Source organism: Cellulosimicrobium sp. So1_17, from assembly GCF_055181235.1.
Window position 1 is genome coordinate 1,190,789 of the sequence record NZ_CM143702.1, and the last position, 21,940, is coordinate 1,212,728.

The 21,940-nt window shown below is 74.3% G+C and carries 16 protein-coding genes; 1 reads left to right on the forward strand and 15 read right to left on the reverse strand.

Translation table 11 applies throughout. From position 1 onward, the window contains the following. Nucleotides 1-21: 21 nt before the first annotated feature. The 14 genes from ftsY to ACZCLJ_RS05440 all read right to left on the reverse strand — a co-directional run bounded on the left by ftsY (nt 22) and on the right by ACZCLJ_RS05440 (nt 20,011). Entirely contained in the window at nt 22-1,221 is a 1,200-nt protein-coding gene (ftsY, locus tag ACZCLJ_RS05375) for a signal recognition particle-docking protein FtsY (protein WP_463105696.1), read from the reverse strand. A 12-nt stretch (nt 1,222-1,233) separates the two neighbouring features. Beyond that, nucleotides 1,234-1,659: a hypothetical protein gene (locus ACZCLJ_RS05380; protein WP_463105697.1), complete on the reverse strand. Its 426-nt coding sequence runs from the start codon at nt 1,657-1,659 to the stop codon at nt 1,234-1,236. 168 nt (nt 1,660-1,827) lie between these two features. Then, nucleotides 1,828-5,412 carry a chromosome segregation protein SMC gene (gene smc / locus ACZCLJ_RS05385; RefSeq protein ID WP_463105698.1) on the reverse strand — a complete coding sequence of 1,195 codons (3,585 nt, stop codon included), beginning with the start codon at nt 5,410-5,412 and terminating at the stop codon, nt 1,828-1,830. A 425-nt stretch (nt 5,413-5,837) separates the two neighbouring features. Further along, complete coding sequence (gene ndk, locus ACZCLJ_RS05390) at nt 5,838-6,290, reverse strand: nucleoside-diphosphate kinase (protein ID WP_463105699.1); 453 nt, start codon at nt 6,288-6,290, stop codon at nt 5,838-5,840. A 51-nt stretch (nt 6,291-6,341) separates the two neighbouring features. Then, nucleotides 6,342-6,842: a DUF4233 domain-containing protein gene (locus tag ACZCLJ_RS05395; RefSeq protein ID WP_463105700.1), complete on the reverse strand. Its 501-nt coding sequence runs from the start codon at nt 6,840-6,842 to the stop codon at nt 6,342-6,344. Nucleotides 6,843-6,846: 4 nt separating this feature from the next. After that, nucleotides 6,847-8,595, reverse strand: a complete 1,749-nt coding sequence (locus ACZCLJ_RS05400; protein WP_463105701.1) for an MDR family MFS transporter — start codon at nt 8,593-8,595, stop codon at nt 6,847-6,849. A gap of 122 nt (nt 8,596-8,717) precedes the next feature. Next, nucleotides 8,718-9,347 carry a TetR/AcrR family transcriptional regulator gene (locus ACZCLJ_RS05405; RefSeq protein WP_463105702.1) on the reverse strand — a complete coding sequence of 210 codons (630 nt, stop codon included), beginning with the start codon at nt 9,345-9,347 and terminating at the stop codon, nt 8,718-8,720. A 67-nt stretch (nt 9,348-9,414) separates the two neighbouring features. Then, the gene (gene dhaM, locus ACZCLJ_RS05410; protein ID WP_463105703.1) at nt 9,415-10,167 is read right to left on the reverse strand and encodes a dihydroxyacetone kinase phosphoryl donor subunit DhaM; all 753 of its coding nucleotides are present in this window, start codon (nt 10,165-10,167) and stop codon (nt 9,415-9,417) included. A gap of 2 nt (nt 10,168-10,169) precedes the next feature. Continuing rightward, entirely contained in the window at nt 10,170-10,817 is a 648-nt protein-coding gene (dhaL, locus tag ACZCLJ_RS05415) for a dihydroxyacetone kinase subunit DhaL (RefSeq protein ID WP_463105704.1), read from the reverse strand. A 109-nt stretch (nt 10,818-10,926) separates the two neighbouring features. After that, nucleotides 10,927-11,922 carry a dihydroxyacetone kinase subunit DhaK gene (dhaK, locus tag ACZCLJ_RS05420; protein ID WP_463105705.1) on the reverse strand — a complete coding sequence of 332 codons (996 nt, stop codon included), beginning with the start codon at nt 11,920-11,922 and terminating at the stop codon, nt 10,927-10,929. A gap of 152 nt (nt 11,923-12,074) precedes the next feature. Beyond that, nucleotides 12,075-13,493, reverse strand: coding sequence for a bifunctional folylpolyglutamate synthase/dihydrofolate synthase (locus ACZCLJ_RS05425; protein WP_463105706.1), 1,419 nt, complete (start codon nt 13,491-13,493; stop codon nt 12,075-12,077). Further along, nucleotides 13,490-16,942, reverse strand: coding sequence for an isoleucine--tRNA ligase (ileS, locus tag ACZCLJ_RS05430; protein ID WP_463105707.1), 3,453 nt, complete (start codon nt 16,940-16,942; stop codon nt 13,490-13,492). The genes ACZCLJ_RS05425 and ileS overlap by 4 nt, the downstream gene beginning before the upstream one ends. 765 nt (nt 16,943-17,707) lie before the next feature. After that, entirely contained in the window at nt 17,708-19,315 is a 1,608-nt protein-coding gene (locus ACZCLJ_RS05435; RefSeq protein WP_463105708.1) for a molybdopterin-dependent oxidoreductase, read from the reverse strand. Between the two features lie 18 nt (nt 19,316-19,333). Then, nucleotides 19,334-20,011 carry a winged helix-turn-helix transcriptional regulator gene (locus tag ACZCLJ_RS05440; protein ID WP_463105709.1) on the reverse strand — a complete coding sequence of 226 codons (678 nt, stop codon included), beginning with the start codon at nt 20,009-20,011 and terminating at the stop codon, nt 19,334-19,336. Nucleotides 20,012-20,190: 179 nt separating this feature from the next. On the opposite strand from ACZCLJ_RS05440, the gene ACZCLJ_RS05445 reads away from it, so the two are divergent. Further along, entirely contained in the window at nt 20,191-21,009 is an 819-nt protein-coding gene (locus ACZCLJ_RS05445; protein WP_463105710.1) for a class I SAM-dependent methyltransferase, read from the forward strand. Between the two features lie 40 nt (nt 21,010-21,049). On the opposite strand, the gene ACZCLJ_RS05450 is transcribed toward ACZCLJ_RS05445, so the two are convergent. Next, the gene (locus ACZCLJ_RS05450) at nt 21,050-21,886 is read right to left on the reverse strand and encodes an SDR family oxidoreductase (RefSeq protein WP_463105711.1); all 837 of its coding nucleotides are present in this window, start codon (nt 21,884-21,886) and stop codon (nt 21,050-21,052) included. Between the last annotated feature and the right edge of the window lie 54 nt (nt 21,887-21,940).

Below are 21,940 nucleotides of genomic sequence, written 5' to 3' on the forward strand. Positions count from 1 at the left end.
GTGATACGTCCGTGACCTCGGTCAGCCCCCCAGCAGTCCGTCCACGAACTCCCCTGCGTCGAACGGGGCGAGGTCGTCGGGACCCTCTCCGAGCCCGACGAGCTTCACCGGGACCCCGAGCTCGCGCTGCACCGCGACGACGATGCCACCACGGGCGGTGCCGTCGAGCTTCGTGAGCACGATCCCGGTCACGCCGGCGACCTCGCCGAACACGCGCGCCTGGTTGAGACCGTTCTGGCCCGTCGTCGCGTCGAGCACGAGGAGGACCTCCGACAGGGGCGCCTCCTTGGTGATGACGCGCCGGATCTTGCCGAGCTCGTCCATGAGCCCTGCCTTGTTCTGCAGGCGGCCCGCCGTGTCGACCAGGACGACGTCGGCGCCCTCGACCCGCCCGCGGCGCACCGCGTCGAACGCGACGGCCGCAGGGTCGGCGCCGTCGCGGTCCGCGCGCACGGTCGGCACGCCCACGCGCGCGCCCCACGTCTGGAGCTGGTCCGCGGCGGCGGCGCGGAACGTGTCGGCCGCACCGAGCACGACGCTGCGGTCCTCCGCCACGAGCACCCGCGCGAGCTTGCCGACGGTCGTCGTCTTGCCCGTGCCGTTGACGCCGACGACCAGCACGACGGCCGGGACCTGGCCGTCCTGCGTCGTCGTGGGCGTGGTCGCGAGCGACCGGTCGAACGTGGGGTCGACGAGCGCGACGAGCTCCTCGCGCAGGAGGGACCGCACGCTCTGAGCGTCCCGCACACCGAGCACGCGCACCTTGGTGCGCAGGCTCTCGATGAGCTCTCCGGCCGGGCCCGCGCCGACGTCGGCGAGCAGGAGCGTCTCCTCCAGCTCGTCCCAGTCGTCCTCCGAGAGGTGGTCGCGCGACAGGACCGAGAGCAGGCGGGCGCCGAGCGGGGAGCCGGAGCGGGCGAGCCGCTCGCGCAGCCGGACGAGGCGCCCCCCGACCGGTTCGGGGCGCTCGACGGCGGGCGCGGAGGGTGTCTCGGGCTCGACGACGGCCGTGTCGGGGTCGAGCACCGCCGTCCCGGCGGTACCTCGCGGTCCGTCGTCGGCGTGCTCCGCCGCCCGTGGCGTCGTGACGCCCGTCGGCCGAGGGGCAGGCCCGGCGCCCGGCGCCCGGCGACGCCGGCGGACCGAGATCGCGCCGCCCGTGACGAGGCCGACGACGACGAGGAGGCCGAGCAGGATCCAGAGAGGAAGGAGGTCGTTCACGCGGGCAGTCTCTCAGACGGTCGTCGCGCCGTCGTCCGTGCCCTCGTCCGTCGGGGCCGCGGCGGGCAGCGCCGCGCTCCGCGAGCGCTCGACGTGCACGTGCAGCGGACGAGTCGCCCGCTCGCGCGCTCGGTGCAGCACCTCGGTGAGCTCCTCGGCGTCGACGTAGGCCCTCGATGAGACCTCTGTCGCGGTGAAGAACTCGTCCATCGTCGAGTCGACCGGCTTGGGCAGACGGACCGTGCCGACGTGGCGCGCCTCCTCCGTGCCGCGCCGCCGGCGTCCCGGGCGCAGCCCGCCACGGAAGTTCCGCCAGAACCCCCCGAGACCCTGGTCGTCGGTGGCGGCCGACTCGGACCGGGCGACGACGCTCGCGAAGAGGAACACGACAGCGGCAGCGCCGAGCGCGATCCCGAGCCACACGAACATCCACACCATGGGTCCCAGTATCCGGGGGAAGAGGGCGAGAGCGAACCGGCGCGCGGGAGGGCGACCAATCAGCACCACATCTTCACAAGGCGCGGAATTGCAACGTTTTCTCGGTGATTGTCCGGTCCGCGCGGACGCTGACGGTTCGTCCAGGTGGCTGCGCTCAGGACCAGCAGGTCACGCCGGCTGCGGCTCGCGCGCCTCGCGCAGGCGCTGGCTGATGACGGTCGTCACACCGTCGCCGCGCATCGTCACGCCGTACAGCGCGTCGGCGATCTCCATGGTCCGCTTCTGGTGGGTGACGACGATGAGCTGCGAGTCCTCCTGGAGCTCGCGGAAGATCTCGAGGAGACGACCCAGGTTGACGTCGTCGAGCGCGGCCTCGACCTCGTCCATGACGTAGAACGGTGACGGCCGCGCCTTGAAGATCGCGACGAGCAGCGCGACGGCCGTGAGCGAGCGCTCGCCCCCCGACAGCAGCGAGAGCCGCTTGACCTTCTTGCCCGCCGGCCGCGCCTCGACCTCGATGCCCGTCGTGAGGAGGTCGTCCGGGTCGGTGAGGACGAGCCGCCCCTCCCCGCCGGGGAACATGCGCGCGAAGACCCGCTCGAACTGCTCCGCGGTGTCCCGGTAGGCGTCCGCGAAGACCCGCTCGACGCGCTCGTCGATCTCCCGGACGATCTCGAGCAGGTCGGCACGGGACTTCTTGAGGTCCGCGAGCTGGTCGGCGAGGAACTTGTGCCGTTCCTCGAGCGCCGCGAACTCCTCGAGGGCGAGCGGGTTCACCTTCCCGAGGCGGCCGAGGTCGCGCTCGGCGGCCTTCAGCCGCTTCTCCTGGGCGGCGCGGTCGTAGGGCACGGTACGCGCCTCGTCGTCCTCGTCCGCGTCGGCCGCCGCTCCCGTGACCGGGACCGGGCGGTGCGGGCCGAACTCGTCGACGAGGACGTCGGGGGCGAGGCCGAGCTCCTCGACGCTGCGCACCTGGAGCTGCTCGATGCGCAGCTGCTGCTGGGTGCGGGCGACCTCGTCGCGGTGCGCGACGTCGGTGAGCTCGCGCAGTCGCGTCGCGAGCCCGTCGACGGCGGCCCGCGCCGCGGTGACGGCCGCGTCGCGCTCGGCCCGCGCGGCCTCGGCCGCGTCGCGCTCCTCGCCTGCCCGGGCGAGGGATCGTTCGAGCGCGGACAGCGCGCGCGTGGCGCCGTCGCGCACGGTGGCCGCCCGGGCGGCCTGGCGGGCGCGGACCTCCTCGCGCCGTGCCGCGCGCTCTCGCGCGTCACGTTCTGCTGCGGCCGCGCGGGCCAGGCCGTGGGCGCGCCCGGCGACGGCACGGGCCCGCTCCTCGCTCGTGCGCAGCGCGAGCCGCGCCTCGGTCTCGCGCGCGCGGGCCGCGACCGCTCCGGCGGCGAGCCGGTCCCGGTCGGCGCCGGCGTCGGTCAGCGCGTCCTCCGACTGCTCCGGCGCCTCCTGCGCGACGTCGAGCCGCTCGACGAGCTCGGCGAGCGCCGCCCGGGCCTCGTCGAGCCCGTCCGACGCCCGCGCGAGCGTCGCCCGCGCACGCTCGGCCTCGGCGGCGGCCGACCGCGCGGTGGCACCGAGGTGTCCCAGCTGCTCGGCGACGGCCGCGAGACGGGCGTCCGACTCGTTGAGCCGCTCGAGCGTCTCGTCGTGGCGCGCGCGCGCCGCGGTCTGCGCCTCTCGTGCGGCGACGAGACCGAACCGCGCGCGCTCGGCGCGAGCGGTCGCCTCGCCGTGGGCGGACCGGGCCTCGTCGAGCGCGGACTGCAGGTGCAGGACGCTCGGCGCCGACGCGCTGCCGCCCCAGGCGCGCCCGGAGGCCAGCAGGTCGCCCGCACGCGTCACGGCGACCGCCCCGGGCCGGGCCGCGAGCAGCTCGCGGGCCCGCGCGAGGTCGTCGACGACGGTCACGTCCGCGAGGAGCGTCGCCACGACGCGCCGGACGCCGCCGCTCGCGGTCACGACGTCGACGGCCCACCGCGCGCCGTCGGGCAGCGGAGGCGTCGCCGCCCGGTCCGCCGCGCCGTCGCCACTCGCGTCCCCGGCGACGACGAGCCCCGCGCGGCCGGCGTCCTCGGTCCGCAGGTACCTCAGCGCGTCGACCGCGGCGTCGACGGACTCGACCGTGACCGCGTCGGCCGCCGGGCCGAGGGCCGCGGCGATCGCGTCCTCGTAGCCGGCCTCGATGCCGAGCATCGCCGCGAGCGAGCCGACGACGCCCACCTGGTCGGCCGCGAGCAGCGCCCCGGCGCCGTCCTTGCGGTCGAGGCTCAGCTCGAGCGCGTCGATGCGCGCGCTCCACGTGGCCCGCTCCTGCTCGGCGCGGCCCGCCTGCTCCTCGAGGGTCGCCACCGCTGTCGCCGTGCGCTCGAGATCGTCGGCCGCGGCCTCGTGCTCGGCGTCGAGCCCTTCCTCGCCCTCCTCGACGCCGACCACCTGGGTCTCCAGGACGGCGAACTCGGTGCTCGCCTGCGCGCCACGGCGCTCGGCCTCCGCGAGCGACTCGCGCAGGCGGCCGATCTCCGCCTCCGCGGCCTCGACCCGGGAGCGCTGTGCGGCGACCTGGCCCGCGAGCCGCGCGAGCCCCTCGCGCCGGTCCGCGGCGCCGCGCAGGAGCGTCGCGACGGCGCGCTCCGCCTCCCCCGCGGACGCCTCCGCGTCCTCGCGCTCCGCGACGGCGGCGTCGAGGGCCGCGCGCGCCCGCGCGACCTCGTCCTCGAGCTCCGCCTCGGTCGCCCGCACGCGCTCTGCCTGCCGCTCGAGCTCGTCGGGGTCCTGGCCCCGGTGCGCGGGCTCCGGCCGGCCGAGGAGCCGCAGCCGCTCCTCGGCGAGCGTCTGCGTCCCCCGCAGGCGCTCGCGCAGCGACGACAACCGGTACCAGACGTCGGTCGCTGCGCCGAGCGCCGGAGCCGCGGCGGCGGCGTCACGCTCGTCGGCCGCGAGCCGGTCCCGCGCGCCGGCGAGCTGCCGCTCCACGTCCGCCTGCTGTGCGCGGAGCGCCGCCTCGTCGGCGATCTCCTGCTCGAGGGTCGCCATGAGCTGGGCGAGGTCGTCGGCGAGGAGGCGGGCACGGGCGTCGCGCACGTCGGCCTGGATCGTGGCGGCCTTGCGCGCGATCTCCGCCTGCCGGCCGAGCGGGCCGAGCTGGCGTCGCACCTCGGTCGTGAGGTCGGCGAGCCGCGTGAGGTTGGCCTGCATCGCGTCGAGCTTGCGGAGCGCCTTCTCCTTGCGCTTGCGGTGCTTGAGGACGCCGGCGGCCTCCTCGACGAACCCGCGCCGGTCCTCGGGCGTCGCGCGCAGCACGGCGTCGAGCTGTCCCTGCCCGACGATGACGTGCATCTCGCGCCCGAGGCCCGAGTCGGAGAGCAGGTCCTGGATGTCGAGCAGGCGGCAGGGCGACCCGTTGATCGCGTACTCGGAGCCACCGCTGCGGAACAGCGTGCGGGAGATCGTCACCTCGGTGTAGTCGATCGGCAGCGCGCCGTCGGTGTTGTCGATCGTCAGCGCGACCTCGGCACGCCCGAGCGGCGGCCTGCCGGTCGTGCCGGCGAAGATGACGTCCTCCATCTTGCCGCCGCGCAGCGTCTTCGCACCCTGCTCCCCCATCACCCAGGCGAGCGCGTCGACGACGTTCGACTTCCCCGAGCCGTTCGGGCCGACGACGCACGTCACGCCGGGCTCGAAGCTCAGCGTCGTCGCGGAGGCGAACGACTTGAAGCCCCGGAGCGTCAGCGTCTTGAGGTGCACGGCCCGAGCCTAGACCGGCCTCCCCACGATCCCGCGCATCTGCGCGGTGGCGAACGGCAGGCGACCCGAGGACGCGAGCGGCAGGCGAGGCGCACGTCGTCGACCGACGGGCCCGGCGTCGAACCCGGGGTCGTGCGCCACCGTCACGCGCCGAACCCCGGCTTGTGCGTCAGACACACCGGTTCGTGCCACACAACCCGGGGTTCGGCCAGGAGGTGAGATGCGGCTCGACTGCCGGACGTGCGTGGTGCCGGTCCAGACGAGCCGACGCCGGAGCGGGGGCGGGGCGGGTCGTCGCGGGTCGTGGCGGGTCTGGCGGGAGCCCGCGAGGAACGAGCGGGCGGATGGTAGACCCGCGACGACCCGCCCCCTCCCCCGAGACGGTGTCGGCGGGCGCTGCCCGGCGCCCGCCGATGACCCGGTCGTCAGCCCAGCTCGGGGAACCAGAGCGCGATCTCGCGCGCGGCGGACTCGGGCGAGTCGGAGCCGTGGACGAGGTTCTGCTGGACCTTCAGGCCCCAGTCGCGGCCGAGGTCGCCGCGGACCGTGCCGGGCGCCGCCTCGGTGGGGTTGGTGGCCCCGGCGAGCGAGCGGAAGCCGGGGACGACGCCCTGACCCTCGGCGACGACCGCGAGGATCGGGCCCGACAGCATGAAGTCGACGAGCGGCTGGTAGAACGGCTTGCCCTCGTGCTCGGCGTAGTGCGCGGCGAGCAGCTCCGGGGTCGCGTCGAGGAGGCGGACGGCCGCGAGCGTGTAGCCCTTGGTCTCGATGCGGCGGAGGATCTCGCCGGACAGGCCGCGGCGGACGCCGTCGGGCTTGACGAGGACGAGGGTGCGTTCGATCGTTTCGGTCACGGCGGGTGCGACGTCGGTCATGGCGGCGAGCCTACCGGGGGCGAGGGACCGTCCCCGAACCGTCCGGACGGCTCAGCCGGCGTTGGGTGCCGTCTCGGGGTGCTCGGCGTCGTACGCGGCGCGCTCGCGGTCGATGCGGCCGCCGAGCCGCAGCGAGACGATCCACAGCGCGACGAAGATGCCGCCCACGACGAACATCATCGGGACGACGAGGCCGAAGCCGAGGACGGGCACCTGCACGACGGACCCGCCGACGTACCCGCCGGGCGTGCCGACCATCCGCGACAGGACGACGAGCACGACGAAGAGCGCTCCCCCGACGATCCAGATCGACGCCGGGGTGGGCAGCTCGAGCGGACCCCGGGAGTAGGGGATGTCGCGCAGGCCGTAGGCGACCAGGGTGGCGAAGACGACGAGGAACGCCTCGAGCAGGAGCGTCGTGGACGCGAACTGCTCCTTCGCGGACTTCTTGGGCTTGATGCGGTCGCCCGGTGACGGGCGCACCGGCCCCGCCGCGCGGCCGTGGCGGGACGGCTGCGGGGCGGGGGCCGGCGACGACGGGGTGGAGCTCACCCGGTCAGGATACCGGCGCGTCGTCGCGCGAGCGGTCACCCGACGGCGTCTCCGACCCGCCGTGACCCGGCGCCGCGGCCGTCGCGGGCTCGCTGCCGACGACTGCCACGACCGGCTCGTCGGGCGCGCCGTCGACCACGGGACGCGCCTGCCCCGGGTCGGCGACGGCCTCGCCGCGTGCGACCATCCCCGCGACGTCCGAGAGGCGGACCTCCTTGAGGAACAGCGCGAGGACGAAGCCGACGAGGACCAGCGGGACGAGGTACCAGAAGGCCGGCGCGAGCGCGTCGGTGAAGGCGTCGACGACGCCGGTGTGCACCGGCTCGGGGAGCGCCTGCACCATCTCCGGCGTGAGGGACGAACCCTCCGCGCCCTCCGGCACGCTGCCCGCGGGGAGGTCTGCGAAGACCCCCGCGAGGTTGTCGGCCAGGCGAGAGGTGAAGATGGTCGAGAACAGCGCGGTGCCGACGGCGGCGCCGATCTCGCGGAAGAAGTTGTTGGCGCTCGTCGCGGTGCCGAGCTCGTGCGGGTCGACCGAGTTCTGGACCGCGAGGACGATCGTCTGCATGACGAGGCCCATGCCGGCTCCCATGACGAAGATCATCGCGCCGAAGAGCACCATGGACATGTCGCCGGTGATCTGGGTGAGCCACATCATGCCGAGCGCGGTGATCGCCAGGCCGGCGATCGGGAACATCCGGTAGCGGCCGGTCTTGGTGATCGCGATCCCGGAGCCGATGGCGGTGAGCATGACGCCGACCATCATCGGCAGCATGAGGAACCCGGACTCGGTCACGCCCGCCCCGGTCGACATCTGCAGGAACGTCGGCAGGAAGGCGAGGGCGGAGAACATGCCCATGCCGAGCACGAGGCCGATGAGCGTCGCGATGGTGAACGTCGGGTTCTTGAACAGGTGCAGCGGGAGGAGCGGCTCCTCGGCGCGGTTCTCGACGACGACGAACGCGGCGATCGAGACGACGACGGCCGCCACCAGCCCGAGCAGCCACGGGTCGGACCAGTCGTAGCCGCGCGACGAGGTGAGCGACTCCCAGCTCGTGACGAGGACGATCCCGGACGTCGCGACGACCATGAAGAAGATGCCCGCGACGTCGATCTTGCGCCCGGAGCGGTGCGTCGGGAGCTTGAGGGCGACCCAGCCGACGACGAACGCGGCGATGCCGATGGGGACGTTGATCCAGAACGCCCAGCGCCAACCGGGACCCTCGGTGAACCAGCCGCCGAGGAGCGGGCCGATCACGGCGGCGATGCCGAACAGGGCGCCCATCGGGCCCATGTACTTGCCGCGGTCCTTGGCGGGCACGATGTCGGCGATGATCGCCTGGGAGAGGATCATCAGGCCGCCGCCGCCGAGGCCCTGCACGCCGCGCCACGCGACGAGCTCGGGGAACGACTGCGCGAAGCCGGCCCCTGCGGAGGCGACAGTGAACAGGCCGATCGCGACGAGGAACGGCCAGCGCCGGCCCCACAGGTCGCCGAACTTGCCGTAGAGCGGCATGACGATCGCGATCGCGAGGATGTAGGCGGTGATGACCCAGCCCTGGTGCTCCACGCCGTGGAGCTCCCCGACGATCGTGGGCATGGCGGTGCCCACGATCGACTGGTCGAGCGAGGACAGGAACATCGACGCCATGAGCGCGCCGAAGATCACCCACACGGTGCGCGGGGTGAGGACGACGAGCGGCTTGCCGCCGTCCGTCGGGGCCGCGGGCGAGGCGGTCTGAGGGCTGGCCATGAGGGGTTCCACTTCGGTCGGGACGGGACGCGAGCGCCGGCGGGCGCGCGGGCCCGTCGTCGGGGGGTGCGGTCGGCCGGCGTGCTGCCGGTCACAGGATCTCGGGGTGGCGCGGGGCGCGGTCAGTCGTGCGGTGCGGGGGCGAGGAGCGAGCGGAGCTGTCGCACGACGTCGTCCAGGTGGTCGGCGGGGCTTCCCTCGCCACCGCCCTGCTGCCACTCGAGCGTGCTCACGCGGAGCAGGGTCATGACGACGAGGGCGAGCAGCTCCGGGTCTGCCGTGTACGGCAGGACGAGACGGCGCGCGGTGAAGAGCTCGACCATCTCGGCGCGGTGCTCCTCGACCCACGCGACGTGCCGCGCGAGGAGTCGCGACTCGCGCGTGACGAGCTCGACCGTGCACTGCATCCGCTCGGGCGTGACGGTCTGCTGCCCGAGCACGTCTCCCACGAGCACGGCCAGGTCGTCGAGCAGGACGCCGGTCGGTCCCCCCGCGACGAACGCGGCGGCGACCTCGGGCCGGATCGCGAAGGGTTCGAGGCCGAGCACGGCGTCGTCCTTCGAGGGGAAGTAGTTGAAGAACGTGCGGGGCGAGACCCCGACGGCGTCGCAGATGTCCTCGACCGTGACGGCGTCGAGGCCGCGGTCCAGGACGAGACGCTGGGCCGCCCCGACGAGCTCGTCGTGCCGACGCTGCTTCTTGCGGGCACGGAGCCCGCCGGAGGTCTCGAGGGTCGACGAGTTCGCGATCACCCTGAGATTATTGCAGTCGGCGCAATTTTGCAGCAACTGCACTCTTGGGTGAGGTGCATCACACGGGTCAGGCCTCGCCGAACCCGCCCTCGACCGCACCGACGACGGCGTCCAGCGCCTCGCGTGCCTGCGTACCGTCCGCGGTCACCGAGAGCTGCTGCCCACCCGTGGCCCCGAGCTTCATGAGCTCGAGCACGCTCGCTCCGTTCACGCCGTCGATCGTCACCGAGGCGTCGTATCCGGCGATCAGGCGCGCCAGGACCGCAGCGGGACGGGCGTGCAGCCCCAGCGGGTTGCGCAGGGTCACCGTTGCTGCGGCTGCGCCGCCCGGCACCTCGTCCGGACGCGGGGCCGCGTCGCCGTCCGCCGCGCCCTGCTCGGTGGCGCCGACGCCGGCCGGGGCGAACGTGCTCCCCGCGTGCTCCGCCGAGGCGAGGACCGCCGGGACGTCCCCTCCCCCGTGCGCCGTCACGGCCGCGGCGACCGCACCCTCGACGAACGGGGCGTCGGCGAGCGCGACCCGGCCGTCCAGCTCGTCCTCGAGGAGGTCGAGCACGGACTCCACCGTCATCACGGCGGACCCGAGGTCCGCGAGGACCACCACGCCGTCCGCGACCGCGAGCGCGTCCGACACCGCGCCGGAGACGCGGTCGTAGCTCGTCCCGAGCCCGCCGTCGTCCGTGCCGCCGGCGGCGAGCAGCACCACCCCGGGAGCCATCTGCGCGGCGAGCTCGACCGCGCCCTGGGCCAGCCGCTGGGAGTGGGAGACGAGGACGAGGGCGACACGGGCGCGCGCGGGCGCCGGACCGCTGCCCGCCACGCTCAGACCGCCCCGCGGACGTCCACGGCCGCGTCCCGCGCGGCCTCGAGCAGGATCGCCGTCGACGTCGCGCCCGGGTCCTGGTGGTCGGCGCTGCGCTCGCCGAGATAGCTCGCGCGACCCTTCGTGGCCACGAGCGGCACGGTCGCCTCGGCCCCGGCCCGCGCGGCGCGCGCCGCGGCGTCGAGCACCTCGGCGGTCGTCGCGCCGTCGTGCGCCGCCGCCTCCGCGGCGTCGACCGCGGGCTGCCACGCGTCGACCATGGTCTTCTCCCCCACGACGGCCTTGCCGCGCGCGGTGATGCCCTCCAGGGCGCCCTCGAGCAGGGCGACGACGCCCTGGGCGTCCAGCTCGGCGAGGCCCGTGACCTTGGCCGCACGCAGGTAGGCCGTGCCGTACAGCGGACCGGAGGCGCCGCCGACCGACGACATGAGCGTGGTCGCGACGAGCTTGAGGAGGTCCCCGATCTGCTCGGGGGTCTCGGTCACGTCGAGCTTGGCGACCACGGCACGGTAGCCGCGGTCGAGGTTCTCGCCGTGGTCACCGTCCCCGATCTGTCGGTCCAGCTCGGTCAGCTCGTCCTTCGACGCCGCGATCCGCTCGGCGCTCAGCCGAGCCCAACGGTCCGCCCAGGCCACGTCCAGCGTCATGCCCCACCTCTCCTTGCCGCAGAACCGGCGGAACCGCCGGCTCCGGAGACCGCACGCGTCGCGGGCGAGCGCCCGCCGCCCGGCGCCCCGAGCGCGAGCACCCGGACCGTCACCAGTGCAGCGCAGGCGTGCGGACGGGAGCGTCCCACAGCGCGGTGAGCTCGTCGTCCAGGCGCAGCACGGTCACCGACGCCCCCTGCATCTCCAGCGACGTGACGTAGTTGCCCACGAGCGACCGCGTGACGCGCACGCCGCGCTCCTCGAGCAGCCTCCTCGCCCGACCATAGACGACGTACAGCTCCGACAACGGGGTACCGCCCATACCGTTAACGAACAGCAACACGTCCTCGCCGCCCGCGAGGCCGAGGTCGTCGGCGACCGGGTCGAGCAGCATCTGCGTCACGTCGTCGGCGGGGGCGAGAGGGATGCGGTGACGACCGGGCTCCCCGTGGATGCCGATGCCGATCTCCACCTCGTCGTCCTCGAGGTCGAAGCTCGGCCGTCCGACGTGGGGCACCGTGCAGGCGGTGAGCGCGACGCCCATCGAGCGGACGTTCGCCACGACCCTGCCCGCGATCTCGGTGACGGCGCCCAGGTCGTCGCCGCGCTCCGCCGCGGCGCCCGCGATCTTCTCGACGCACACCGTCCCGGCGACGCCGCGGCGTCCCGCGGTGTACAGCGAGTCCTCGACGGCGACGTCGTCGTTGACGAGGATGCTCGTGACCTGCGTGCCCTCGGCCTCGACGAGCTCGACCGCGGTCTCGAAGTTGAGGACGTCGCCCGTGTAGTTCTTGACGATGGCGAGCACGCCCGCACCGGAGTCGGCCGCGAGCACCGCGGGCACGATCTGGTCCGGCGTGGGCGACGTGAACACCGCGCCTGGCACCGCGGCGTCGAGCATGCCCGCGCCGACGAAGCCCGCGTGCAGCGGCTCGTGGCCCGAACCTCCGCCCGAGACGAGGCCGACCTTGCCGGCCACCGCGCCGCCGGCGCGCGTGACGAACGGCGGGGAGAGGTGCACCTCGACGAGATCGGCGTGCGCGAGGCCGAAGCCCGCGAGGGACTCGGTGACCGCGTCCTGGGGGTCGTTGAGCAGCTTCTTCACGGTGGTTCCTCCGTCGTCGGTCGGCGGCGTGCCGGGCCTGCCCCGCCCGACGGCGCTGAGACCATCAAACACCCGGGCGACAGGCGGCGCGCGCCGGTGCCCGACGACGCGGCAGCAGCCGCTCCGCGCCCGGCACCGGGCGCGGAGCGGGGTCAGCCGCGCCCGAGCAGGATCCGTGCGTCGGCGACCGTGACGACGGACCCTGTCACGAGGACACCGGTCCCGGTGCCGACGCCGACGGGGTCGGCGGCCTCGGCGAGGTCGACGGCGATCTGGAGCGCCTCGTCCAGCCGCTCCGTGCTGCGCACGCGGTCCTCGCCGAAGACCTCCGCGGCGAGCTCGGCGAGGTCCGTGACGTCGGCCGACCGGTCGGAGCTGTTCCGCGTGACGACGACCTCCGCCAGGACGGGCTCGAGTGCGGCGAGCAGCGACTCGGCGTCCTTGTCGCCCATGATCCCCACGACTCCGACGAGGTGCCGGAAGTCGAACGCCTCGTCGAGCGCGGCGACGAGCGCCTCGGCCCCCGCGGCGTTGTGCGCGGCGTCGACGAGGACCGCCGGGCTCGACCGGACGACCTCCAGGCGGCCCGGCGACGTCACGTCCGCGAACGCCGTCTCGACGAGCGCGCCGTCGAGCGACCTCCCGCCCATCAGGGTCTCCACGGCGGTCAGGCCCAGCAGCGCGTTGTGCGCCTGGTGCGCGCCGTGCAGCGGGAGGAAGATCTCGGTGTACAGCGCGACCGGGGTGCGCAGGTCGAGCAGCTGGCCCCCCACGGCCACGTGACGCTGCGCGACCTCGAGGTCGACGCCCTCGCGCAGGACCCGCGCCCCGACCTGGCGCGCGCGGTCGAGCACGACCTCGAGCACCTCGGGCTCCTGCTCCGCGACGACCACGGTGGCACCGTCCTTGACGATGCCGGCCTTGTTCCCCGCGATCTCCTCGAGCGTGCTCCCGAGCCACCGCTCGTGGTCGTGCGCGACGGGCGTGATGACCGCGACGTCGCCGTCGACGACGTTCGTGGAGTCCCACGTGCCGCCGAGACCGACCTCGACGACCGCGACGTCGACCGGCGCGTCGGCGAAGGCCGCGAGCGCCATGACCGTGAGCACCTCGAAGAAGCTCAGCCGCGGGCCGCCCGCCTCCTGCGACTCGCCGTCCACGACGCCGACGTACGGGGCGACGTCCTCCCACACCTCGACGAACCGGCGGGCCGAGAGCGGCTCCCCGTCGACCTGGATGCGCTCGGTGACGCTCGTCAGGTGCGGGCTCGTGAAGAGCCCGGTGCGCAGGCCGTGCTCGCGCACGAGCCGCTCGACCATGCGCGCCGTCGAGCTCTTCCCGTTCGTCCCCGTGAGGTGGACGACCCGGAACGACCGCTGCGGGTCGCCGAGCAGCTCGAGCACGCGCCGGACGCGGTCGAGCGTCGGGTCGATGTCGTGCTCGGGAGCGCGGGCCATGATGTGCCCGTAGACCTCGCGCAGCGACTCCTGCGCGGCGGCGTCCTGCGCCGCGTCGCGCGCGGTGGCCGCGGACCTCTTGCCGGTCGGCCGCCTGTCGTCCCTCGCGCTCACGCCGTCACCCCGTCCGTCTCGCTCGTCCCGCGGCTGCCCGCCTTCTCCACCCGCACCGCGCGCTGGTCCGTCGGCGACGTGTCGACCACGACCTCGACCGCGAGCGTCTCGCGCGCCACGAGCTCGCGGTGCTCCTCGACGGCAGCGACCCACTCCCCGGGGACGTCGAGCGCCAGGCGGATCCGGTCGGCGACGTCGAGGCCCGCGGCCTTGCGCGCGTCCTGGACGTCGCGGATCACGTCGCGCGCGTACCCCTCGGCGAGGAGCGCGTCGTCGAGCACGAGGTCGAGCACGACGAACCCGCCACCGGACAGCACGGCCGCGGCGACCGTCGGTCCTCCGTCGGCGTCGGCCCCGCCCTCGCGAGCCGCGACGACCGTCGCCAGCTCGTACTCGCCCTCGACGAGCGGCACGTCACCGTCCGGCGTCGTCACGACGACGCTCCCGTCGTCCTCCTGGCGCCACGCCCCGGCCTTCGCGGCCTGGATCGCGGCCTGCACGCCCCGGCCGAGGCGCGGGCCCGCCTTGCGGGCGTTGACCGCGAGGCGTTGCGTCACGCCGAACCGCTCGGCCGCGTCGGAGTCCGTGGACCCGAGCTCGACCGCCTTGACGTTGAGCTCGCGCGCGAGCAGGTCGGTGTACGGCGCGAGCGCGGCAGGGTCGTCGACGACGACCGTCAGGCTCGCGAGCGGCTGACGCACGCGGAGCTGGTGCGCCTTGCGCAGGCCGAGCGCCGACGACGCCACGGCCCGGACCTCGTCCATCGCGGCGACGAGCGCGTCGTCGGCGACCAGACCGGCGTCCGCCTCCGCGCCGTCGACCGTCGGCCAGTCGACGAGGTGCACGGACCGGCCGCCGGTCAGGCCGCGCCAGACCTCCTCGGTGAGCAGCGGCGCGAGCGGCGCCATGACGCGCGTGAGCGTCTCGAGCGCGGTGTACAGCGTGTCGAACGCGTCGGCGTCCTCGGCCCAGAACCGGTCGCGCTGCGTGCGCACGTACCAGTTGGTCAGCACGTCGAGGTGCTCGCGCACGGTCTCGCACGCGCCGGCGATGTCGTACGCGTCGAGCTGGTCCGTCACGCGTGCCACGAGGTCGTGCGTGCGCGCGAGCAGGTACCGGTCGAGCGCGGGCAGCCCGGCCACGCGCTCGGGCGCGACGCGCTGCGCGACGTAGCCGCCGCCGTCGGGCGACGGCTCGCCCCCTGCGGCCCCGGCGCGCGCCTGCGCCGTGGAGCTGTTCGCGTACAGGGTGAAGAAGTAGTACGTGCTCCACAGCGGCAGGAGCACCTGGCGCACGGCGTCACGGATCCCGTCCTCGGTGACGACGAGGTTGCCGCCCCGCAGGATGGGCGAGGCCATGAGGAACCAGCGCATCGCGTCGGAGCCGTCGCGGTCGAAGACCTCGTTGACGTCCGGGTAGTTGCGCAGCGACTTGCTCATCTTGCGCCCGTCGGAGCCCAGCACGATCCCGTGCGAGATCGCCGACCGGAACGCGGGGCGGTCGAACAGCGCCGTGGACAGGATGTGCAGCATGTAGAACCAGCCGCGCGTCTGCCCGATGTACTCGACGATGAAGTCGGCGGGGTTGTGGTGCGCGAACCAGCTCTCGTTCTCGAACGGGTAGTGCACCTGGGCGTACGGCATGGAGCCCGAGTCGAACCACACGTCGAGGACGTCCTCGACGCGGCGCATCGTCGAGCGGCCCGTCGGGTCGTCCGGGTTGGGGCGCGTGAGGCGGTCGACGTAGGGGCGGTGCAGGTCCGGCCGGCCCTTCTCGTCGCGCGGGAGCGTGCCGAAGTCGCGCTCGATCTCCTCGAAGGAGCCGTAGACGTCGATGCGCGGGTGCTGCGGGTCGTCGGACTTCCACACGGGGACCGGGCTGCCCCAGAACCGGTTGCGCGTGATCGACCAGTCGCGCGCGTTCTCGAGCCACTTGCCGAACTGCCCGTGCTGGATGTGCTCCGGGGTCCACGCGATCTGCTCGTTGAGCTCGAGCATGCGGTCCTTGAAGGTCGTCACCGCGACGAACCACGACGACACGCCCATGTAGATGAGCGGCCGCCGGCAGCGCCAGCAGTGCGGGTAGGAGTGCGCGTACGACTCGCGGCGCAGCAGCACCGTGCCCGGGCTCGTCGCGCCGAGGGCCACGTCGGGCACCTCCTCGCTGTCGCGACCGGGCTGCAGCCGGGCGGCGTCGTGCCGCGTCCGACCCTTGAGGTGGTCGATGATCAGCGCGTTCGCGTCGAAGACCTGCAGGCTCTCGTAGTCGACCACGGGGAACGTGAACTTCCCGTCGGGGCCCACCGGCAGCACGGGCTCGATGCCCTCGCGGTCCGAGACGACCTTGTCGTCCTCGCCGAACGCGCCGGCGCCGTGCACGAGCCCCGTGCCGTCGGTCGTCGTGACGAAGTCCGCCTCGACGACGCGGTGCGCGTTCGCGTGGCCGGCGTAGTAGGAGAACGGCGGCGTGTAGGCGCGGCCCAGCAGGTCGGAGCCCTTGAGCCGATCCACGACCTGCGACGCGAGGTCACCCTCGGCGCCGTCCGCGCCGGGGTCCGTCAGCTCGCGCGCGTAGGCCTGCAGCCGCGCCTCGGCGAGGACGTACCGCTCCTTCACACCGGTCGCGGACGACTCGACGACGACGTAGTCGACGTCCGGGCCGACCATGACGACGAGGTTGGACGGGAGCGTCCACGGCGTCGTCGTCCACACGAGCGCGAGCTCGCCCGTCACGAGGCGCAGACCGACGGTGACGGCCGGGTCCTGGCGGACCTGGTACACGTCCTCGTCCATGCGCAGCTCGTGGTTGGACAGGGGCGTCTGGTCGTTCCAGCAGTACGGCAGGACGCGGAAGCCCTCGTACACGAGACCCTTCTCGTGCAGGGACTTGAACGCCCACATGACCGACTCCATGAACGTGGGGTCGAGCGTCTTGTAGTCGTTCTCGAAGTCCACCCAGCGCGCCTGGCGCGTCACGTAGTCGCGCCACTCGTCGGTGTACTTGAGCACCGACGCACGGCACGCGTCGTTGAACCGCTCGATCCCCAGCTCGAGGATCTCCTCCTTGGTCTTGATCCCGAGCTGGTCCATCGCCTCGAGCTCGGCCGGGAGGCCGTGCGTGTCCCACCCGAACCGACGCTCGACGCGCCTGCCGCGCATGGTCTGGTAGCGCGGCACGACGTCCTTCGCGTAGCCGGTGAGCAGGTGGCCGTAGTGCGGGAGGCCATTGGCGAAGGGCGGGCCGTCGTAGAAGACGAACTCGTTGCTGCCGTTCTCCCCGGCGGGGTTGCGCTCGACCGACGCGCGGAACGTGTCGTCCGCGTCCCAGTACGCGAGGATCTCGCGCTCGATCGCCGGGAGGTCCGGCGACGCGGGGATGCCGAACGACGCGCCGGCATGGGTCTCGACGGTCCCCTCGGGGGCGGGCGGACGGTGCAGCGGGTAGGCCATGGTCTCGAGGCTCCGATGAGTGGTGGTCCGGGTCGTGCTCTCCTGCGAGGACGACGTCCCTGCCCCGGGGGGAGGGTGCCGCGGTACCACCTCGCTTGCCGGCGCGTGCGCGCCGACCGCTCGTCGAAGGCTGTGACGGGCCTGCCCCGTCCGGTTCTACTGAGGACCCGCCGCCTACGCGTGCACGACGCCGCGGGTCCCGTTCTTCCGGAGGCTCACCGGTGATGGCCGGGTCGATGCCTGTGCGTCCATGGTAGCGGGGGCGTGCAACCCGGCTCGTCGCTCGGTCTGCGCGGCGGCTCGGGCGCGGCGACGGGCGGTGTAGGCGTCGATGTCGCGCGCGACGAGCCACTCGAGGGTGAGCGGCGGGGTCGCGGCCGAGGTGCTGGCCGGGCTCTGTGCGGTGGTGCCGGGGAGGTACATGGTGGTCTCGCGTCCTTCGGTGACGGGCGTCAGGGAGGCAGACCGGTCCCGAGCGTGCGAGTCATCGATGGCTCTCACGGAAGACCGGCGACCGTCGCGCCCCTGCGCTCCGTGCCCGACGTGCTCGTCGGGCTACCGGGAGGGAGGGACGGGAGGCTGCTCGCGGACACCTGGTCGGCTGCGCGTGGCGCCGCGAGCCGTCAACAACAGGACGAGGCCGGGGCGACCTGCGGGCGCGCGACGACGAGCGGGCTGCTCGTGGGGCGCGCGGTCGAGGTCACGCGGACATGCTGCCAGGCAGAGGCCGCCCCGACAACCCCCGGCAAGCGCAATGCTCCCGACTCAGCCGACGCGGACGTCCACCTCGTGCCAGCCGCTCGCGCCGTCGGGCGCCGGAGCCGCGACGTCGGAGGTCTGGACCTGCCCGTCGGCGTCCGTCGCGCGCACGGTGAGGCGGTGGTCGCCGGCGTCGGCGTCCCACGCGTACGACCACTGCCGCCACGTGTCGGGGCCGACGGTCTCGGCGAGCGTCGCGGTCTCCCACGGACCGTCGTCGACGCGGACCTCGACGGCCTCGATGCCGGTGTGCTGCGCCCACGCGACTCCCGCGACGGTGACCTCGCCCGCGTCGACCGACGTGCTCGCGCGCGGCGTGTCGATGCGCGACGCGAGCTTGATCGGGCCGCGCTCGCTCCACCCGCGGGTCGACCAGTAGGCGACGTCGTCGGCAAACGTCGTCACCTCGAGCTCCGTGACCCACTTCGTCGCGGACACGTACCCGTACAGCCCAGGGACCACGAGCCGCGCCGGGAACCCGTGCTCGGCGGGCAGCGGCTCGCCGTTCATGCCGACGGCCAGGAGGCACGCGCGCTCCTCGTCCTGGAGCACCTCGAGCGGCGTGCTCGCCGTCCACCCGTCGGCGCTCGTGGACAGGACCATGTCGGCGCCGTCCTGCACGCCGGCGCGCGCGAGGAGCTCACGGACCGGGTAGCCGAGCCACAGCGCGTTGCCCACGAGGTCGCCCCCGACGGAGTTCGAGACGCACGTGAGCGTCAGGTGGTGCTCCACGAGCGGGAGCGCCAGGAGCTCGTCGAGCGTGAGCTCGAACGGCTCGTCGACGAGACCGGAGACACGCAGCGTCCAGGTGTCCGGGTCCACCTGGGGCACACGCAGCGCGGTGTCGATGCGGTAGAAGTCGTCGTTCGGGGTGACGTAGGGCGCGAGCCCGGGGACGCCGAGATCGGCGCCGGCCGGCACGGCAGGGGCCGTGACCGACGGCGCGGGCAGCCGCAGCGCCTCGCGCGCCGCGGTCACGGCGCGCGACCCGGCCGAGACGGCGCGCGACGTCGCGAGCGCGACCACGCCCGCGGCCGCCGCGAGTCCGGTCACCAGGAGGAACCGGCGCCTGTCGAGGCCCGGTCTGCCGCTTCCCCCGGCCGTCCGTGGACCGGCGCCGGACGCGGGATCGTCAGCACGAGCCGCGCCGTCGGGACGCGCGGCCTCGGCGGGCCCACGCAGCGTGCCGACCTCCGCGCGGAGCAGGAGGACCGCCACGGCGACCCCGACGAGCGTGGGCAGCGCCCACGTCGGGCTCGACCCCGGTCGGGTCGCAGCGACGACCGCGCCGACCGCACCGACGGCGCCCAGCAGCACCGCGCCCGTGGGCGGGCGCCGCAGCTCGAGCCATCCAGCGAGCGCCGCGCCCGCTGCGAGCACCACGCCCATCGTGCCCAGCAGGACGACCTTGTCCGCCGTGCCGAACGTCGCGATCGCCCACTCCTTGAGCGGCGCGGGCACGACGTCGACGACGCCGGCGCCGGCCGCGAACAGCGGGCTCGCCCCGGGTGCGACGAACGCGGCCACGAGCTCGGCCACGGCGAACCCGACGGCCGCGGCGACGACGCCCGCGAGCGCCGCGAGCAACGAGGGGTGCCGCCGGGATGCCGTCATGACCCCAGCCTGGCACGCCTACGCGGCAGGTCGGGGCACGCGCGCGAGGTCCGACTGTCCCAGCCACGCGGGCAGGCTGCGGCGCGCGGCGCTCGGACCGTCGAGCACCACGTCCCCGCTGCGCAGCGCGCGCTCCCACGTCGTGTCGCCCCGCCAGACGTGCGTGAGGGTGCGCAGCCCGGACCGGACGACGACCGCCGGGTCGAGCCCGGGGTCGACGTCGCACAGGTCCGCGTCACCGTCGCGCACGACCAGCCACCAGCGCGCGACCCGCGCCTCGACGTCGTCGAGCCGGAACTCGACGGCCGTCGGCTCGCGCGGCCAGGTGGCGACCGGGACGGTGCGCCGCACGTCCCAGAACAGCAGGTGCGGGTCGAGGTCCTCCTCGCCGAGCTCGCTGATCCAGCGCGCGCCCCACGCGCCGAGCGACTCGACCAGGGGCCGCAGCTCCTCGCCGGCGACCGTCAGCCGGTACGACGGCCGGCCCCCCACCTCGGAGCGCCGGACGACCCCCGCGCGCTCGAGCGTGCGCAGGCGCTTGGCGAGGAGTGCCGGCGACATCTTCGGGTTCCCGCGCCGGAGCTCGTTGAAGTGCGTGCTCCCGGCGAGGAGCTCTCGCACGACGAGCAGCGTCCACCGCTCGTCGAGCACCTCCATGGCCTTGGCCACCGGGCAGAACTGGCCGTACGTCGCCATCGCCGCCTCCTCGTCCGCTCCTCCAGTAGACGCCCGAGCACGGAACCGCACCAGTGCCCGCGGAGCGGGCGTGGCGGTACAGATCCAGCACTGGATGCCCCGAGGAGGGAGCGCGAGCCTGGGGTGACGTGACCCACCACCACGGCCCGCTACCGCGGGCCCGGCAGCAGGAGAAGCAGATGACGGACACCGTGGTCCTCTCGGACCTCAAGACGAAGCACCGCGCGATGTGGGCGTCCGGGGACTACCCGGCCGTCGCGGCGGAGGTGGTGCACGACCTCGGCGACGACCTCGTCGACGCGTGCGCCGTGCACCCGGGTCAGCGCGTGCTGGACGTCGCGGCGGGCACGGGCAACGCGGCGATCGCGGCGGCGGCGCGCGGCGCGGACGTCGTCGCGACCGACCTCACGCCCGAGCTGCTCGACGCCGGTCGGCGGGTCGCGGCCGAGCGCGACGTGGACCTCGTGTGGCAGCAGGCGGACGCGGAGGAGCTCCCGTTCGCGGACGCGTCGTTCGACGTCGTCCTCTCGACCATCGGCGTCATGTTCGCGCCGCACCACCAGGAGGCGGCGGACGAGCTCGTGCGCGTCACGCGGCCGGGCGGGACGATCGGGCTCGCAAGCTGGACGCCTGGCGGGTTCATCGGGCAGATGTTCGCGACGATGAAGCCGTTCGCGCCCGCTCCGCCGCCCGGGGCCCAGCCGCCCCCGCTGTGGGGCGACGAGACCCACGTGCGGTCGCTGCTGGGCGACCGTGTGACCGACGTCCGGGCCGAGCTGCGGACGCTGCCCGTCACGCTGTTCGCGGACGGCGAGGCGTTCCGCGCGTACTTCGCCTCCCGGTACGGGCCCACCATCGCCGTGCGCCGGAGCCTCGAGGGCGACCCCGACCGGCTGGCCGAGCTCGACGCGGCGCTGCGCGACCTCGGGGACCGGTCCCTCGACGCCGACGGGGCGATGCGCTGGGAGTACCTGCTCCTCGTGGCGACGCGGGTCTGACGCCCTGGTGGTCCGACGCCCCCGGGACACGGCCCGGCGGTCAGGCGTCCCGGTGCGCGTCCTCGTGCGCCGGGACGCCCTTCGGCTCGAGCGGGGCGCGCCACAACGAGTACGTCGACGCCTGCGCGACCGGCCGCAGGATCAGCGAGTCGATGTTCACGTGGTGCGGCCGCGTGACGGCGAAGGTCACGACGTCGGCGACGTCGTCGGCGGTCAGCGGGTCCTCGACGCCCGCGTACACGGCGTCCGCCCCGGACCGGTCGCCGCGGTAGCGGTTGAGCGAGAACTCGGGCGTGTGCACGAGCCCCGGCGCGATCTCGATGACGCGGATCGGCTCGCCGACGAGCTCGAGACGCAGGGTCTTCGCCACGCCGAGCAGCGCGTGCTTCGACGCGACGTACCCCGACCCCCCGACGTACGTGTCGTGCCCCGCGGTCGAGGTCATGAGGACGATGTCGCCGCGGCGCGACGCGCGCAGGAGCGGCAGGAAGGCCTTCGTCACGCGGATCGTGCCGAGCACGTTCGTCTCGTACATGTCGCGCCACTCGTCGATCTTCGCCTCGTCGACGTGGTCGACGCCGAGCCCGAAGCCGGCGATGTTGAGCAGCGCGTGCACCGGTCCGCGCCCGGAGGCCTCCGCGACGAGGCGCGCGACGTCGTCGTCGGACGTCACGTCGCCGACGACCGGGTGCGCGCCCGTGCGCTCCGCGACGTCCGCCAGGCGGTCCGCACGCCGCGCGAACGCGACGACGTCCCAGCCGCGCGCCCGCAGGTGGCGCACGCACGCCTCGCCGATGCCCGACGACGCGCCGGTCACCACGGCGCGCAGGGGTGGGGTCGTGGAGGTGTCGGCAGGCGGGTTCACAGGCTCGGTCACGACGGACACTCTGCCACGCGCCGGCGGGGCGAGGACGGCCGCGTCCGCCGGGCC